Source organism: Sphingomonas aerophila (assembly GCF_014199305.1).
Taxonomy (GTDB): Bacteria; Pseudomonadota; Alphaproteobacteria; order Sphingomonadales; family Sphingomonadaceae; genus Sphingomonas; species Sphingomonas aerophila.
Window position 1 is genome coordinate 116,205 of record NZ_JACIJK010000002.1, and the last position, 16,385, is coordinate 132,589.

13 protein-coding genes and 1 tRNA gene are annotated in these 16,385 nt (G+C 65.1%); 9 read left to right on the top strand and 5 right to left on the bottom strand.

Annotated features, from left to right (window positions below; genetic code table 11):
- The first annotated feature begins 16 nt into the window (after positions 1–16).
- Both tyrS and FHS94_RS03330 read left to right on the top strand, forming a co-directional pair.
- Positions 17–1,246 (top strand): tyrosine--tRNA ligase, encoded by a 1,230-nt coding sequence (tyrS, locus tag FHS94_RS03325; RefSeq protein WP_184054660.1) that lies wholly within the window; start codon positions 17–19, stop codon positions 1,244–1,246.
- 95 nt (positions 1,247–1,341) lie between these two features.
- On the top strand, positions 1,342–1,656 hold the full coding sequence (locus FHS94_RS03330; RefSeq protein ID WP_184054662.1) for a PilZ domain-containing protein: 315 nt from the start codon (positions 1,342–1,344) through the stop codon (positions 1,654–1,656).
- On the opposite strand, the gene recG is transcribed toward FHS94_RS03330, so the two are convergent.
- Entirely contained in the window at positions 1,653–3,704 is a 2,052-nt protein-coding gene (recG, locus tag FHS94_RS03335) for an ATP-dependent DNA helicase RecG (protein WP_184054665.1), read from the bottom strand. The two genes, FHS94_RS03330 and recG, sit on opposite strands and share 4 nt — an antisense overlap.
- A 134-nt stretch (positions 3,705–3,838) precedes the next feature.
- Here recG and FHS94_RS03340 point away from each other — a divergent pair, with 134 nt between their 5' ends.
- Together FHS94_RS03340 and mfd are read left to right on the top strand one after the other, a co-directional pair.
- A complete protein-coding gene (locus tag FHS94_RS03340) occupies positions 3,839–4,105 on the top strand; it encodes an FAD assembly factor SdhE (protein ID WP_184054667.1) in 267 nt (88 codons plus the stop codon).
- Positions 4,106–4,208: 103 nt separating this feature from the next.
- Complete coding sequence (gene mfd / locus FHS94_RS03345; RefSeq protein WP_184054669.1) at positions 4,209–7,679, top strand: transcription-repair coupling factor; 3,471 nt, start codon at positions 4,209–4,211, stop codon at positions 7,677–7,679.
- Between the two features lie 4 nt (positions 7,680–7,683).
- Here mfd and FHS94_RS03350 read toward each other — a convergent pair whose 3' ends face one another.
- Complete coding sequence (locus tag FHS94_RS03350; protein ID WP_184054671.1) at positions 7,684–8,097, bottom strand: YybH family protein; 414 nt, start codon at positions 8,095–8,097, stop codon at positions 7,684–7,686.
- Positions 8,094–9,653 carry an EAL domain-containing protein gene (locus FHS94_RS19590; RefSeq protein ID WP_221234522.1) on the bottom strand — a complete coding sequence of 520 codons (1,560 nt, stop codon included), beginning with the start codon at positions 9,651–9,653 and terminating at the stop codon, positions 8,094–8,096. The genes FHS94_RS03350 and FHS94_RS19590 overlap by 4 nt, the downstream gene beginning before the upstream one ends.
- A gap of 53 nt (positions 9,654–9,706) precedes the next feature.
- Between FHS94_RS19590 and moaA the strand changes: the two genes are divergently transcribed.
- The 3 genes from moaA (at position 9,707) to FHS94_RS03370 (ending at position 11,667) form a co-directional block, all read left to right on the top strand.
- Positions 9,707–10,723, top strand: coding sequence for a GTP 3',8-cyclase MoaA (gene moaA / locus FHS94_RS03360; RefSeq protein WP_184054674.1), 1,017 nt, complete (start codon positions 9,707–9,709; stop codon positions 10,721–10,723).
- Positions 10,720–11,502 carry an NAD kinase gene (locus tag FHS94_RS03365; protein ID WP_184054676.1) on the top strand — a complete coding sequence of 261 codons (783 nt, stop codon included), beginning with the start codon at positions 10,720–10,722 and terminating at the stop codon, positions 11,500–11,502. The genes moaA and FHS94_RS03365 overlap by 4 nt, the downstream gene beginning before the upstream one ends.
- A gap of 90 nt (positions 11,503–11,592) precedes the next feature.
- A tRNA-Asn gene (locus FHS94_RS03370) sits at positions 11,593–11,667 on the top strand.
- Positions 11,668–11,775: 108 nt separating this feature from the next.
- On the opposite strand, the gene FHS94_RS03375 is transcribed toward FHS94_RS03370, so the two are convergent.
- Positions 11,776–12,156, bottom strand: coding sequence for a hypothetical protein (locus tag FHS94_RS03375; RefSeq protein WP_184054678.1), 381 nt, complete (start codon positions 12,154–12,156; stop codon positions 11,776–11,778).
- Between the two features lie 223 nt (positions 12,157–12,379).
- On the opposite strand from FHS94_RS03375, the gene FHS94_RS03380 reads away from it, so the two are divergent.
- On the top strand, positions 12,380–12,808 hold the full coding sequence (locus FHS94_RS03380) for a secondary thiamine-phosphate synthase enzyme YjbQ (RefSeq protein ID WP_184054680.1): 429 nt from the start codon (positions 12,380–12,382) through the stop codon (positions 12,806–12,808).
- Positions 12,809–12,907: 99 nt separating this feature from the next.
- Positions 12,908–13,546, top strand: coding sequence for a CC0125/CC1285 family lipoprotein (locus tag FHS94_RS03385; protein ID WP_184054682.1), 639 nt, complete (start codon positions 12,908–12,910; stop codon positions 13,544–13,546).
- Positions 13,547–13,624: 78 nt separating this feature from the next.
- Here FHS94_RS03385 and secA read toward each other — a convergent pair whose 3' ends face one another.
- The gene (gene secA / locus FHS94_RS03390; RefSeq protein WP_184054684.1) at positions 13,625–16,366 is read right to left on the bottom strand and encodes a preprotein translocase subunit SecA; all 2,742 of its coding nucleotides are present in this window, start codon (positions 16,364–16,366) and stop codon (positions 13,625–13,627) included.
- Positions 16,367–16,385: the final 19 nt, after the last annotated feature.

The following is a 16,385-nucleotide window of genomic DNA, read 5'->3' on the forward strand; positions in this document are numbered from 1 at the left end:
TAAGTCCCCCGCCGTCATGACCAACTACAAATCCGACCTGCTTCGCACGCTCGACCGGCGCGGCTATATCCACCAGCTGACCGACGCCGGCGCGCTGGACACGCTGGCAAGCGGACAGGTCATCCCTGGCTATATCGGTTTCGATCCGACCGCCCCTTCGCTTCATGTCGGCAGCCTCGTCCAGATCATGCTGCTACGCCGGCTTCAGCAGACAGGGCATAAGCCCATCGTGCTGATGGGCGGCGGGACCGGCAAGATCGGCGACCCGAGCTTCAAGGATGAAGCGCGCAAGCTGCTGGGCGAAGAGGGTGTCCGCGCCAACGTCGCGTCGATCCGCCGCATCTTCGAACGCTTTCTGACCTTTGGCGACGGACCGACCGACGCGGTGATGCTCGACAATGCCGAGTGGCTGGACGCGCTGGAATACATCCCCTTCTTGCGCGAGGTCGGGCAGCATTTCTCGGTCAACCGGATGCTGAGCTTCGACTCGGTTCGCCTTCGGCTTGAGCGCGAGCAATCGCTGAGCTTCCTCGAGTTCAACTACATGATCCTGCAAGCCTATGATTTTCTGGAGCTGTCGCGCCGGGCGGCGTGTCGGCTGCAAATGGGCGGGTCGGACCAGTGGGGGAACATCATCAACGGCGTCGAGCTGGCGCGCAGGATGGATGGTACCGAAGTGTTCGGCGTGACCACGCCGCTGCTGACCACCGCCGATGGCAGCAAGATGGGCAAGACAGTTGCAGGCGCCGTGTGGCTGCATGAGGATCAACTGGCGCACTTCGACTACTGGCAGTTCTGGCGAAACACCGACGACCGCGACGTCGGCCGCTTTCTACGGCTGTTCACCGATCTGCCGTTGGACGAGATCGCCCGGCTGGAGGCGCTGCCGGGCGCCGAGATCAACGAAGCGAAGAAGGTCCTCGCTAACGAGGCAACCGCGATGTGTCGGGGCCGGGCCGCGGCAAACCTGGCCGCCGAGACGGCGCGCCGCACGTTTGAGGAAGGTGCCGCGGGCGACGCCCTGCCGAACCTGAAGGTAACGGGCGAGATCGGCGTAGTGGAAGCGTTGGTCGCCCTCGGCCTCGCGGCATCGAACGGCGAAGCGCGACGCAAGATCGCGGAGGGTGCCGTGAAGCTGGACGGCGAGACGGTCAGGGAGCCGACCCACCGCATCGCCGTAAGCGCGCCTCTGCGGCTAAGCCTGGGCAAAAAGAAGATCGGCGTGCTCCAGCCCGCAAATGGCTGAAAGCGCACGTGGAAAGCATAGCGTTAACCACCAGCCTTCGCTGCTGATTCAGGTTCGGGCCGCTAAGCCGAACTTGTGAAAGGCAGGGTTGCTTGATGGGCCAGACAGCTATCGCGATGGAGGATCTTCGCGCCGATCCGCGCGTCGAAGTTCATCAGCGCGCTCGCGCGACACGTGCCGATGGCCGCCTGCTAACGGTGTTGGTGGTCAACATTTCGGCGGGCGGTCTGATGGCCCGTAGCGAAGCGCCTTTCGCAAGCGGCGATCGACTGACCCTGCAGCTGCCGGCAGTCGGGCCGGTCGGCGCCACGGTCCGTTGGGCGCTTGGCGGCCGGATCGGCTGTCAGTTCGACGGGGTCATCCCGGCCGTTCGATACCGCGCGCTGCTGGATGCGGTCGGCCGCTTCTAACCCGACCGGAGGCGCTGGACGGCCGCATCCCGCTCGAACAGGTATAGCGCTGTCCTCGCCGCGTCTCCCCGGGCACCCTCCAGCCCACCGTCGCGATCGATCAGCAAGCGTGCATCGTCCTGCGCACAGGGCAAAAGGTCGGCCAGCATCTCTGGCTGGGCAAGCCTGAATCCTTCCTCGCCGGACTGGCGCGTCCCGAGCAGCTCGCCGCCACCGCGCAGGCGAAGATCCTCCTCGGCGATCCGAAAGCCGTCATTGGTTTCCCGCATCAGCGCAAGCCGCGCGCGTGTCGTCTCGCTCATCGCATTCCCGCGCATCAGCAGGCATCGGGACAGGCCGCCGCCCCGCCCTACCCGCCCGCGCAACTGGTGAAGCTGGGCGAGGCCGAAGCGGTCCGCATGCTCGATCACGATCAGCGTCGCCTTGGGAACGTCGACGCCGACCTCGATCACCGTGGTCGCGACCAGCACGCCCAGGCGGGCTCCGGCAAACGCTTCCATCACGGCGTCTTTTTCGGGCGGCTTCATGCGACCATGAACCAGCCCGACCTCTTCGCCGAACCGGGCCCGCAGCGTCTCGGCCCGCGCCTCTGCGGCCGCGAGGTCGGACTTCTCGCTTTCTTCAACCAGCGGGCACACCCAATAGGCCTGTCCGCCCTCCGACAAGTGACGCCCGAGCGCGTTTACCACCTCGTCCAGCCGTTCGTCCGACACCACCCGCGTCTCGATCGGCTCGCGTCCGGGCGGCATCTCGTCAAGGCGGGACACGTCCATCTCGCCATATTGGGCCAGCGTCAGTGTGCGCGGGATCGGCGTTGCCGTCATGGCGAGCAGGTGGGGCGTGACGCGGCCCTTGGCCGACAACATCATGCGCTCTGCCACGCCAAAACGATGCTGTTCGTCGACCACGACCAAGCCCAGGTCCTTATAGGCCACCGCCTCCTGGAAAATCGCGTGGGTCCCCACCAGGATGTCGATCTCTCCGGACGCGAGTCCCATCAGCGTCGATTCACGCACGCGTCCCTTGTCCCGCCCGGTCAGCACCGCGACCGTCAACGGAAGCCCAGCGAGCATCTTGCGCAAGCTTTCGTAATGTTGGCGGGCCAGGATTTCGGTCGGGGCCAGCATGGCGCCCTGCGCGCCCGCCTCCACCGCGATCAGCAGCGCCATCGTGGCAACCAGCGTCTTTCCCGATCCAACGTCACCCTGGAGCAGTCGCAGCATCGGGCTCGCCTGTGCCAGGTCGCCCTCGATTTCCCGCACCGTCCGCGCCTGGGCACCCGTGGGCGTATAAGGCAGCTGCAAGGCGTCCCGCAGTCGGCCATCGCCTGTCAGTGCCCGCCCCTTGCGCCGGCGCGTGTCCTGCCGGACCAGCGCCATGGCAAGCTGGTTTGCGAACAGTTCGTCATAGGCCAACCGCTCGCGCGCGATCGTATCGGCTGGATCGGCGTGGATCCTGGCAAGCGCCTCGCGCCAATCGGGCCAACCGCGCCGGCTCTTCAGGCTGGGCTCGATCCATTCTGGCAGCGCCGGAGCGCGGGCCACGGCCTGATCGACCAAAGCGGCAACTCGGCGAGAGGTGAGGCCTTCCGACAATGGATAGATCGGCTCGCGCTCGCGAAAGCCCTCGTCCGGGTCGGCGAGGTCGGGGTGAATGATTTGCAAGTCCTGGCCATAGCGCTCCAGCTTGCCCGACACCCGCCGCGGCTCACCCAGGGGCAACAGCTTTTTTACCCAGCCGGCATTGCCGCCAAAATAAACCAGGCTGACGTAGTTGCCTGTCGCGTCCGTCGCATGCACCCGCATCGGCCCGCGCCCGGCACTTTGACGGTAGTCGCGCGGGGTCAGCGTGATCGCGATGATGCGCCCGGCATCCTCCATCATCAGTTCGTCGCGCGTCAGCCGGTCGACCCAGCCGGTCGGCAAGTGAAAGGCGATGTCGACCACTCGCTCCAGCCCCAGTCGCCCCAGCGGCTTTGCCAGCGCGGGTCCGACACCTTTCAGCACGGTGGCCTCGGCGAACAGCGGGTTTAGAATGTCGGGACGCATGATGGTCGCGATTGCCTTTAGCTGCTCGGGCCCGGCTTGTCGAAGTCCTGCCCCTTCGACAATCGTCTCCTGACCGGCTAGACCGAATCGTCAGCTGACGGTGAACGCCGCCGGCTATTCGCCGTTGGAGCGTCATGGATTACGAAACTCGCCTCAAGCGCCTGCGCTTTCGCGCCTGGCACCGCGGGACCAAGGAAGCCGATCTGATGATCGGCGGCTTTTTCGACGCGCATGGCGCCAGCCTGTCCCCGGCGGAGCTCGACTGGTTCGAAGCGCTGCTGGAGGAACAGGATGTTGACATCATGGCGTGGGCGATCGGGTCGCAGCCCTGCCCCGACCAGTGGCAGGGCCCGATCATGGAGCGGATGCGGACGCTCAGCTACGTCCCCGTCGCTCGATAAGCCGACATACTCCCGCGCAGGCGGGAACTGAGGGGCGGCAAGCTTACCGCCCAACCCAGTGCTTCCACCCCCGCGCGGAGCACGACATTGCCGGATTGAAGCTTTGCCCGATCTCAACACCATCCTCTCCGCTACCAGGCCGCTGACCCTGTCGGGCGTCCCGACCGGCTTCCTGCCATCGCTCCTCGCCGACCTGGCGCGCGCTGCCCCCGGGCGAGCCGTGTTCATCGCGCCGGACGAAGCGGCGATGCGCGCGATTGCAGCGACTGCCCCATTCTTCGCGCCCGAACTGGACATTGTGAGCTTTCCGGCCTGGGACTGCCTTCCCTACGACCGCGCTTCCCCCACGTTGCGGGTGATGGCGGAACGGATTGCGGCGCTACATCGTCTGCAGGGCAAGGCCAAGGGCCCGCAATTGCTGCTTACCACTGCCAATGCGGCAACCCAGCGCGTGCTGACGCCGTTCCGCATCCGTCAGTTGGTCGCCAAGCTCGCCCCCGGCGAGCGGATTGACCGCGAGAAGCTGTCGGCGCTGCTACAGGCAAACGGTTATGTCCGCGCCGACACTGTCCATGATGCGGGTGAATATGCCGTACGCGGCGGCATCGTGGACCTGTTCCCCAGCGGTGAGGAACAGGCGCTCCGCCTCGACTTCTTCGGCGACGAGATTGAGAGCGTCCGCACCTTCGACCCCGCCGACCAGCGCACCACGGGCCGCGTGGACGGCTTCACCCTGCTCCCAGCTTCGGAAGCGTTGCTGGAAGAGGAGTCGATCAAGCGCTTTCGCGCCCGCTACCGGGAAGCGTTCGGCGCCACGGCGACCGGCGATCCGGTCTATCAGGCGGTGTCGGACGGTCGGCGCCTGGCCGGCATGGAGCATTGGCTGCCCTTGTTCGAAGAGCGGCTGGCCACCCTTTTTGACCATCTGTCCGACGGCGACGTGGTGGTGCGCGACTCGGGCGTTCCCGGCGCGGCAGAAGGCCGGCTGGAAGCGATTGCCGACTATTACGAGAACAGGAAGCGGGCAGAGGCTGCGCAGCCTGGCAGCTATCGCCCGCTCGCCGCCAAGCAGCTGTACCTTGACGCGGGCGAATGGCAGGCGGGTCTCGACGCGCGCCGCGCTCACCTGACCTCGCCGTTTCACGAGCCCGCGTCGGCATCCGTGCGCGACTTTGGCGTCGATAACGCCCGCGACTTCGCGCCCGAGCGCGCCGCGCACGAGAACATCTATGAAGCGGTAGCGGAGCATATAGCCAAGCTGCGCAAGGACGGACGCAAGCCTGTGCTGGCCAGCTACTCGGCAGGCGCACGGGAGCGCTTGGCCGGGCTGCTAAAAGACCACGGCCTCCTCGGCGGCAAGGCAGCGGAAACCTGGCACGAAGCGCTGGGCATTGCGGACACGGGCAAGAGCGCCGGTGTCGCCTTTGTGGTGCTCCCGCTCGACCACGGTTTCACGGCGCCGGGCGTGGCGGTTCTCACCGAGCAGGACATGCTGGGCGATCGGCTGGTCCGCCGGCAGAAGCGCCGCAAGTCCGCCGATGCGTTCCTGGCCGAACTCGCGTCTCTCTCACCCGGCGACCTCGTCGTCCATGCGGAGCACGGTATCGGCCGCTACAATGGCCTGACCTCCGTACCCGTCGGCAAGAGCCCACACGACTGCGTCGCGCTGGAATATGCAGGCGGCGACAAGCTGTATGTTCCCGTCGAGAACCTGGAAGTCCTCTCCCGCTATGGGTCGGGCGAGGATGGCGCCACGCTCGACCGCCTAGGCGGCGAGGCATGGCAGCGGCGCAAGAGCCGCATGAAGGAGCGTATCCGCGAGATCGCGGGCGAACTGATCGCGGTCGCCGCGGAGCGCGCGTTGCGCCCGGGCGAGGTGGCAGAACCCGACTCCTCAGGCTACCCGAGCTTCATTGATCGATTCCCGTATCAGGAGACCGACGACCAGGACCGCGCGATCACCGAGGTGCTGGACGATCTTGGCGCGGGCAAGCCGATGGACCGGCTGGTCGTTGGCGACGTGGGCTTCGGCAAGACGGAGGTCGCGTTGCGCGCCGCGTTCGTGGCAGCGATGGGCGGCATGCAGGTCGCGATCGTCTGTCCCACCACGCTCCTGGCGCGGCAGCATTACAACAACTTCAAGGCGCGCTTCGAAGGGTTCCCGATCGAGATCGGCCGCCTTTCCCGGCTGGTCACGGCTTCGGAGGCCAAGGCAACGCGTGAGGCACTGGCGGCGGGCAAGATCGACGTTGTGGTCGGCACGCACGCCATCCTCGCCAAGAACATCGAATTCAAGCGGTTGGGCCTCGTCGTGGTGGACGAGGAACAGCGCTTCGGCGTCACGCACAAGGAGCGGCTAAAGGCCCTGAAGGCTGACGTCCACATGCTGACGCTCACCGCGACGCCCATTCCCCGCACGTTGCAGATGGCGATGAGCGGCATCCGCGAGCTGTCGGTGATCCAGACCCCGCCGGTCGATCGCCTGGCTACGCGTACTTACGTCATGCCCTGGGACCCGGTCGTCCTGCGCGAGGCACTGCTTCGTGAACATTATCGCGGTGGCCAAAGCTTCCTTGTCACGCCGCGGATTGCCGACCTGCCGGACATTGAGGAGTACCTGCGCAACGAGGTGCCGGAGGTCCGCTACGTCGTCGCACACGGCCAGATGAGCCCGACCGAGGTCGAGGAGCGGATGAGCGCCTTCTACGACAGGAAGTTCGAGGTGCTGATTTCCACCACCATCGTCGAATCCGGCCTCGATATCCCGAGCGCCAACACGATGATCGTAAACCGCGCCGACCGCTTCGGCCTTGCCCAGCTTTACCAGCTGCGCGGCCGCGTCGGCCGGTCGAAGACCCGGGCCTATTGCTACCTCGTCACCCCGCCAGAGCGGCAGATGACGGAGGCTGCGGCGAAGCGACTGACCGTGCTGTCAGACCTCGACACGCTCGGCGCCGGGTTCCAGCTTGCCAGCCACGATCTCGACATTCGCGGCGCGGGCAACCTGCTGGGCGACGAACAGTCGGGGCACATCAAGGAGGTCGGCTACGAACTCTACCAGTCGATGCTGGAGGAAGCGATTCTGGAGGCCAAGGCGGGCGGGCTCGCCAGCAATCGGCCAAAGGACTTCTCGCCCCAGATCACGGTCGACGCGCCCATCCTGATCCCGGAAGACTATGTCCCCGATCTCGACCTGCGCATGGGCCTGTACCGGCGCCTAAACGACCTGGAACAGGCGCAGGAGGTGGAAGCCTTCGCCGCCGAACTGATCGACCGCTTCGGGCCGCTGCCGGACGCGACCGAAAACCTGATCAGCGTCATCCAGATCAAGCTCAATGCCAAGCGCGCCTGCATCAGCAAAATGGATGTCGGACAAAAGGGCGTGTTGGTCGCGTTCCACGGCGACAAGCCGCCCAACGTCACGGGGCTGCTCGCCTATGTCGAGCGACTGGGCGGCGTCGCGAAGCTGCGTCCGGACTCGAAACTGGTGCTCCAGCGTGCCTGGCCCGATGCCAAAGCACGCCTGAACGGGGCGCTGTCGCTGTCTAAGGGCTTGGCAAAGGCGGCGGGCTGAGGCGTCAGGAGCTGTGGTCGGAGATGATCTGCCATCCGGCCGGGCGGCGCTCGAACAGCAGCGTCGTCATCCCGCTTTCGACCTTAGCGCCCCGCAATGTCCATTTGGCCCAGAGCAGGCGATGGCGGGCATCGATGGTTCGTGTGCCCAGGAAGCGGAAGCTTAGCTTACCCCGGCTATTGCCGCCCTTGGCAAAGCTCGGCCGGTAGCGCGCGGCCACCGCCGCCTTGCCCCGGACAAGCCCGCGCGAGGTTACGAAAACGGCGTCCTCGGCGTAAACCCGCATGAAACGACCGAGGTCGCCCGCGTTCCAGCCGGCGGCGCTGTCCTCCATGGCCGACCCGATCGGGTCCGGGGCGGCAGCGGCCAGCAGCAATGGAGTAAGTAGCGCAGCGGCAATGCCGCCAGCGCGGATCATCGGCCCGCAATCCAGGCGGCTAGCGCGGGCTCATCCATCGGCTCGGCGAGCAGGAAGCCTTGATACGTCGCGCACCCCTCCTCCGCCAACAACGCGCGCTGCTTCTCGGTCTCAACGCCTTCCGCCACGACGGAAAGCCCCAAGGATCGTGCCATGTCGATCGCGCCGCGCACGACGACCCGGTCGCGCTCCGTGCCCGCAATGTCCTGCGCCAAACTCTTGTCGAGCTTGAGATAGTCGACGGGGAGCGATTTGAGCCACGCCAGGCTCGAGTAGCCCGTCCCGAAATCGTCGATTGCGACCCGACATCCAGCGGCACGAAGCGTCGCCAGCAGCGCCGCCGCGGCGGTCAGGTCCGCCATCAATCCGGTCTCCGTGATCTCCACCGTCAGCCTGCCATGGGGGAGGCCGAGGGCATCGACGTGATCAAGGAAGGTTTCCGCGAAGCGCGGCCGGTCGAGGTCAGCGGGCGTAAGATTCAGTGACACGGACAGACGCGACAGCTCAGGCGGCCATGCCGCGACCTGCGCAAGAACCAGCCGCTGGATGTGGTCCGACAGGGCAAGCGCGATGCCGCCGCGCTCGGCCGCCGCGAACAAGCGCTCTGCCCCCAGCGCGCCCAGACGGGGGTGCTGCCAGCGGGCCAGCGCCTCCACCCCGGTAATCCGGCCGGTTTCAAGAGACGCCTGTGGCTGGAACACCAGCGTGACCTGCCCCGCGCTCATCCCGCGATGCAGGTCGAGTGCGAGTTCTTCCAACTCGTCGTTCGCTTCCCCGCCTGTGTCGCCCAGAGCCCGCTCCGTCCGCGCGATCAGGGCTGCGGAGTGCTCGTCAGGCCGACTTCCTGCAAGCGCGATGCGAGCGCCCAAGGTCACTGCCACGCCCTCCAAGCGGAATGGCCGATCGAGTGCTTCCTCGATCCGCGCGGCAGCCAAGATCGCTAGGTCCACCGGGCCAGCTATGGCCGCAACAAAGCCGGGGCCCGGGACTCGAATCAGCGCCGTATCGTCCTCATCGGCGAGCGCCTCCAGCACGGAAGCGACACGTCGCTCGGCTGCTGCGACCAACGACGTGCCGAGGTCACGTCCGTGCGCCGCGTTGACCAGATCCAGCCGTAGCAGTTGCACACGGATCAGCGTCTGCGAGTCACCCTGGCGCTGGGCGAGCCACTGCCCGAGCGCGCCATCGCCGGATCGCCGCTCGCGCGCACGCACCAGGCGTGCCGCCGCCGACAAGCTGTCGCCAAGTTCTATCCCGCCGCCCAACAAATGAAGGTGGGTTGCGCCCGCCGCCACCGCAGGTCCGGCGTCGGACGGATCGGCGAGAAGCGCCATTGCGGGACGGTTGGCGTCAGCAAGAGCACGCAAGCGGGTGATAGCTTCGTCGGGAGCCTCCGAAAGGTCCACAACGTCAATGTCTGCCAGCGCGTCCCCAACGATCCAGCCTGCGCGGACCAGTGCCGTTTCGTGTCGCGTGGCTGCTGCTGCTGGCCACAGCCGCACCACACCCCGTCGCTGCCCCGCGTCCCCCATCGCCAGCCGATGTAACGCCGCCACATCCAAACGGGAACCGACTTGTTCGCCAAGCGTCCAGGTCTTAGCTCGTGACCATGATCAGCGCCCCTATCCTTTCCGACCGGCGGCAGCTGGTCGATTCGCACGGGCGCACGATTCGTTACCTGCGGATCTCCGTCACCGACCGCTGCGACCTGCGCTGCCGCTACTGCATGGCCGAGCAGATGACGTTCCTGCCCCGCTCGGCTTTGCTCCAGCTTGAAGAAATCGCCATCATTGCCGAGCGCTTCATCGCTCGCGGGGTATCAAAGATTCGGTTGTCCGGGGGCGAACCGCTGGTCCGGCGTGACGTTGGCGAATTGGTTGATCGTCTGGGAAGCCATGTCGGCCACGGGCTGGACGAGCTGACGATGACCACCAACGGCACACGCCTCGCCGCCCATGCCGGGCGCCTGGTTGCGGCCGGGATGAAGCGGGTCAATGTCAGCCTGGACAGCCGCGACCCCGCCAATTTCCGTTTCATCACGCGGCACGGCGATGTCGGTCAGGTGGTGCAGGGAATACTCGCGGCACGCGACGCCGGCCTGCGAGTGAAGATCAACACCGTTGCGCTGGCAGGCCTGAATGAGGCTGAGATACCGTCGCTGCTGCAATGGTGCATCGACGAGGGGCTCGATCTGTCGCTGATCGAAACCATGCCACTTGGTGCGATAGACGAAGACCGTGTTGACCGGTTCGTACCGCTGACCCGCGTCTTTGATGCCCTCTCAGCCGAGTTTCCGCTGGTCCGCGACAGCCACCGCACGGGCGGCCCAGCGCGCTATTGGCGGGTCGAGGGTACGAACACGCGCTTGGGCCTCATCTCCCCGCTCACGGCGAATTTCTGCGATGGCTGCAATCGCGTGCGTCTGACCACCGATGGCAAGCTTTATACGTGTCTTGGCCATGACGATCAGGTTGATTTGAAGTCAGCGTTGCGATCCGGCGGGGTTGCGGCGCTTGACGCGGCCGTCGATGCGGCGTTGCTGAGCAAGCCACGAGCCCACGACTTCCGGATCGGGTCCAACGAAGCCCCAGCCGTGGCGCGGCACATGAGCGTCACCGGCGGATGAGCCGGTTTGAGCGGAGGGCGCTTGTTGCCTCGCCCACGCCCGCTGCCCAGACCGCCGCGGCCGAGATTGCGGATGCATGGGACTGGGTCTCGCCCGACGACGATCCCGATTTGATCGTGGCATTGGGCGGCGACGGCTTCATGCTGCAAACGCTGCACACCATGCTCGAACGCCGTCGTCCCGCTGTTCCCGTGTTCGGCATGAACCTGGGCACGGTGGGCTTCCTGATGAACGAATGGCGTCGTCATGGGCTGGACGAGCGGCTCACCCGCGCCAAGCCGTTTGTGGTCACCCCCCTCAGCATGACGGCGACCGGCATCGACGGCAGGGTTCATCAGCGCGCTGCGATCAACGAGGTGTCGTTGCTGCGCGAAACTCGCCAGACCGCCAATCTGGAGATCACCGTCAATGATCGTGTGGTCATGCCAGAGCTCGCCTGTGACGGCGCTCTGGTGGCCACGCCCGCTGGATCGACAGCCTATAACCTGTCCGCACAAGGGCCTATCCTGCCGCTCGGATCGGGCATGCTAGCCCTGACGCCGATCAGTCCGTTCCGCCCACGACGCTGGCGAGGTGCCATCCTGCCGGACAAGGCGCGGATCGGGATCCGGGTTCTTGATGCGGGCAAGCGGCCCGTGTCCGCGGTGGCGGACCAGTTCGAGGTTCGGGACGTGCGTCAGGTCGACATCTGCATGGACCGGGCACGTGAACTGACGCTGTTGTTCGACCCCGAATACGCGCTCGATGACCGGATCACGATGGAACAGTTCATCGCCTGAACGGCTCCGGGATGGCCGGTTCTCGCTTCCGTCGCATTCAGGGGTTGCATCGCGAAAATCGGCGGGTATAGAGCCGCCTCCACCGGCTATTCCCTGATAGCTCAGCGGTAGAGCTCTCGACTGTTAATCGAGCGGCCGTAGGTTCGAATCCTACTCAGGGAGCCACCGGCGCTGCGCTTGGTCGCAAGCTGCCGGCGGCATTGGCGCTGAATAATTGCCGGATCATCACCTTCTATAAGCGCGCCTGATATGCTGCTGCGCGCAGCACGAACGTCATCGCTCGCCGCGGGACCGGGCCGGGGGATTGGCAGGAAGCGCCATCGCGCTCACGCTGCGTTCGACCTGCCCCAGCCGTTCCGTGCACGCCTTCATGATCGCAGGCCCGTTTGCCGCAGTCAGCAGCTTTTGCTGCGCGGCCAAAGCGGCCTTCAATGCCGTCGGCGATACCCGGCCGTCGATCCGTCCCAGATAGAATGCTGCGGTCGAGCCTGCGATCACGCGAGCTTCCTGAGTCGTCGACGTGCGCGCATAGGTGTTGCTGACCAAAAGGCACTTCGCGTCGTCAGCTACGGTCTGCGCAACAGAGGCGGAAGCCATTGTCAGCGGGACCACTACCGTGATTGGCCATGCGGCCTTGTGCAGAAGCTTGAACATGCCTGAGCCTAACCCGTCGGCCAGTACCCGCAAGCTCAGTAATTGCGCATTAACTTTCCCGGGAGCATCATGACCGTTCATCCAGGAGAGGGTGAGGTAACGAGGCGGGGGTCTCTATGGACGTGGTCATCTACTGAAAGGGTCCGGGTCGCTCTTGCAGCGACCCGGCCCGACCATGTGATATTGGCTGGAGCCAAGCACGCCGCAACACCGTTGAGGTGGCATGGAACAAGCCAGCACTATTCTCCACGTCGATACGCCCGGCCAGGGCATGCATGAGGTCACCGATCAGGTTCTGGATTGGGTAGACCGCCAAGGCATCGATGTCGGCCTCCTGACCCTGTTTCTGCGTCATACCTCGGCATCGTTGCTGATCCAGGAAAACGCGGCGCCTGCCGCCCGACGGGACCTGGAACGCTACTTCGCCCGCATCGCGCCCGAGTCGCGCGACTACGAACATGACGATGAGGGTCCAGACGATATGCCCGCCCATTTGCGTGCCGCCTTGACCGCCGTGCAGTTGTCGATCCCTGTTGCCGACGGACGGCCAGTTCTCGGGACGTGGCAGGGCATCTTCCTGTTTGAGCATCGCCGCCGGCCGCATCGCCGTGAGATTGCGGTCAATCTCATCGGCACTTCTTCAACACGATGAGCCGTGCGGGAACGGAGCCAAGTTGTTCATCGCACGTTCTTATTCCGTACGGCATGGTGCGGCAGTTCGCCGCTTCCGCCGCGAATGGAGATCGTATCCATGTCTTTCTCGTTGGGACGCAAGGTCGTCCTCGGCGCGCTCGCGTCGAGCGCGCTCCTGGTCGCGGGCTGTGCGACCGAAACCACCTACCGCCCTGCTACCGGTCAGGGCTTCTACCGTACCGGTTTTAGCGAGCGGCAGGTCGAGCCGGGCCGTTTCCTGGTCAGCTTCGCCGGCAACTCGTCAACGTCGCGCGACACCGTCGAACGGTACCTGTTCTTCCGCGCCGCCGAACTGACGCTGCAGCAGGGCTATGACTATTTCGTCATGGCCGATCGGGACACCGATCGTCAGAGCCGCACCTATGCCACGCCCGGCTTCGGCGGTGGCTGGGGCTATGGTGGCCTTGGTGGCTATTGGGGTCCGTCCTGGCGCTATTATGGCCGTGGCTTCGGCGGCTTCGGCTATCGTCGCGGGTTTGGCGGCCTGGGCTGGAGCCCATGGTATGGTGGCGGCTTTGGCGGCTTCAATGACTTCGACATTCAGACCGTCGACCGGTTCGAGGCAAATGCCGAGATCGTGATGCGCAAGGGGCCGATCCCGCGCGACAACCTGCGCGCTTTCGACGCACGCCGTGTCGTCGAGACGATCGGGCCAAGCGTCGTGTTGCCCGGTCAGGAGCGCAATCGCCGCCGCTAAATTGGCCTGGACTGACGTTGAAAGGGCCGGGTTCCCGTCGGGGAGCCCGGCCCTTTTCGTATCAGCTGGCTACCTCGTTCAGGCAACCGCCCCGTGGCAGTGCTTGTACTTACGCCCCGACCCGCACGGGCACGGCGCATTGCGGTTCACCTGCCCCTCCCAGGAAGCAGGATCGTCGCCCAGTTCGGGCGCCTCCGGCCTGACGATCTGCAAGGGCGGCATCTGGGTCTGGATCAGGCCCAGCGAGCCAGCATCGATGTCACGGGTATCGTCATCCCCCGTGAACGGATCGAAGTGGCTGGTGATGAAGTCAGGCAAATCGGGCAGCGAGGGCGGCGGCTCCAGCTGGAATTGCGCGTAGGCGATGGTGCGCGTCACATCCTGGCGGATCTGATCCAGCATGCGCTGAAACAGGCTGAACGCCTCCTGCTTGTACTCGTTGATTGGCGTCTTCTGCGCATAGGCGCGAAGGTGCACGACCTGGCGCAGCGCATCGAGCGTCGCCAGATGCTCCTTCCAGTGATGGTCCAGGTTCTGGAGCAGGATCGACTTCTCGACCGAAGTCCAGGTTTCAGGATCAAGCTGAGCCTGCTTTTCCGCAACCAGTGCGTCAGCCGCCTGCTCAACACGTTCCTCAACCACTTCGGGGTCGATCGCGTCTTCCTGGAGCCATTCTTCCACGGGCAGGTCGAGCCCTAGCTGCTCGCTCAAGCCGGCCTTCATGCCCTGCACGTCCCATTGCTCCGGATACGAACCCGGGGGGCATGCCGCGCCGACGATTTCGTTCACCGTCTCACGACGCATGTCCTCCACCATCTCGCCGACCGTTTCGGAGTCCATGATGTCGGCGCGCTGTTCGTAGATGACCTTGCGCTGATCATTCATCACGTCGTCATACTCGACGACCTGCTTGCGGATGTCGTAGTTGCGCGCCTCGACCTTCTTCTGCGCGGTCTCGATCGCCTTGGTCAGCCACTTGGAGCCGATTGCCTCGCCGTCCTCGATGTTGTTGCGCATCATCTTGGCGAACAGCGTGTCCGGGCCGAAGATGCGCAGCAGGTCGTCGTCAAGGGACAGGTAGAACCGGCTCAGGCCCGGGTCGCCCTGACGTCCCGAACGGCCGCGCAACTGGTTGTCGATGCGCCGGCTCTCGTGCCGCTCGGTGCCGAGCACGAACAGGCCACCTGCCGCGAGCACGGCTTCCTTTTCCGCAGCGATCTCCTTTCGGATCGTCTCAGCCTGCTCCTCATATTCGGGGGTGCCGGCCGTCAACTCAGGGTGCTCGTCCAACATGCGGAACTCGACGTTGCCGCCCAGCTGAATGTCAGTGCCTCGGCCAGCCATGTTGGTTGCGATCGTCACGGCACCGACGCGACCGGCCTGCGCGACAATGTGCGCCTCCATCTCGTGATAGCGCGCGTTCAACACCTTGTGGTCCACGCCCTCCTGCGTCAGGAACTCGGACAGCAGCTCGGACTTTTCGATCGACACGGTGCCGACCAGGACCGGCTGCCCCTTCATGGCATGCTCACGGATCTTCTTGGCGATCGCGCGGAACTTGTCCTGTGTGTTCTTGTAGAACTCGTCCTCTTCGTCGACGCGGTTAATGGGCCGGTTCGTCGGGATGGTGACAACGTTCATCTTGTAGATGTCGTAGAACTCGGCCGCTTCCGTCGCCGCGGTGCCCGTCATCCCGCTGAGCTTGGGATACATGCGGAAATAGTTCTGGAAGGTGATCGAGGCCATGGTCTGGTTCTCGGGCTCGATGTTCACGCCCTCCTTGGCCTCCACCGCCTGATGCAGACCTTCCGACCAACGACGCCCGTCCATCATGCGGCCGGTGAACTCGTCGATGATGATGACCTTGCCATCCTTGACGATGTAATCGGTGTCGCGCTTGAACATCTGGTTCGCGCGCAGCGCCTGGTTCAGATGGTGCACCACCTGCGTGTTCTCGAAATCATACAGGTTCGCGCCCTGTAGCAGCCCGGCGGCCTCCAGCAGCCGCTCGGCCCGCTCGGTGCCATCCTCCGTCAGGATGATCGAGCGCTGCTTTTCATCCTTCTCGTAGTCGTCGGGGACGAGCTGTTTCACGATCGCATCGACGCTCATGTACAGGTCGGACTTGTCATCGGTCGGGCCTGAGATGATCAGCGGCGTACGCGCCTCGTCGATCAGGACGGAGTCGACCTCGTCGACGATCGCCATCGCGAACGGACGCTGCACCATCTGGGCGCGCGCATACTTCATGTTGTCGCGCAGATAGTCGAAGCCGAACTCGTTGTTCGTGCCGTAGGTGATGTCGGCGGTATAGGCGTCGCGGCGCTGCTGGTCCGTAAGGTTCGGCACGATCACACCGACCGAAAGGCCCAGGAAGCGGTACACCTGCCCCATCCACTCTGCGTCGCGGCTGGCGAGGTAGTCGTTGACAGTAATGACGTGGACGCCATCGCCCGGCAGCGCGTTGAGGTAGGTCGCAAGCGTGGCGACAAGGGTCTTGCCCTCGCCCGTCCGCATTTCTGCGATCTCGCCTCGGTGAAGCACGATACCGCCGACCATCTGCACGTCGTAGTGGCGCTGGCCAAGTACCCGACTAGCCGCCTCCCGCACCGTGGCGAACGCCTCGGGCAGCAGGTTGTCGAGCTTCTCCCCGTTCGCCAGCCGCTCACGGAACAGCACGGTCTGATTGGCAAGCGTCGCGTCGTCCATCGCCTGCAGCGACGGCTCGAACAAGGCGATCTTGGCGAGCAACGGGTTGAGCGACTTGACGTACCGGTCGTTGGAAGACCCGAAGAACGATTTGGCGAGGCCACCGAGCATGGCTGAATTCCTATATGGA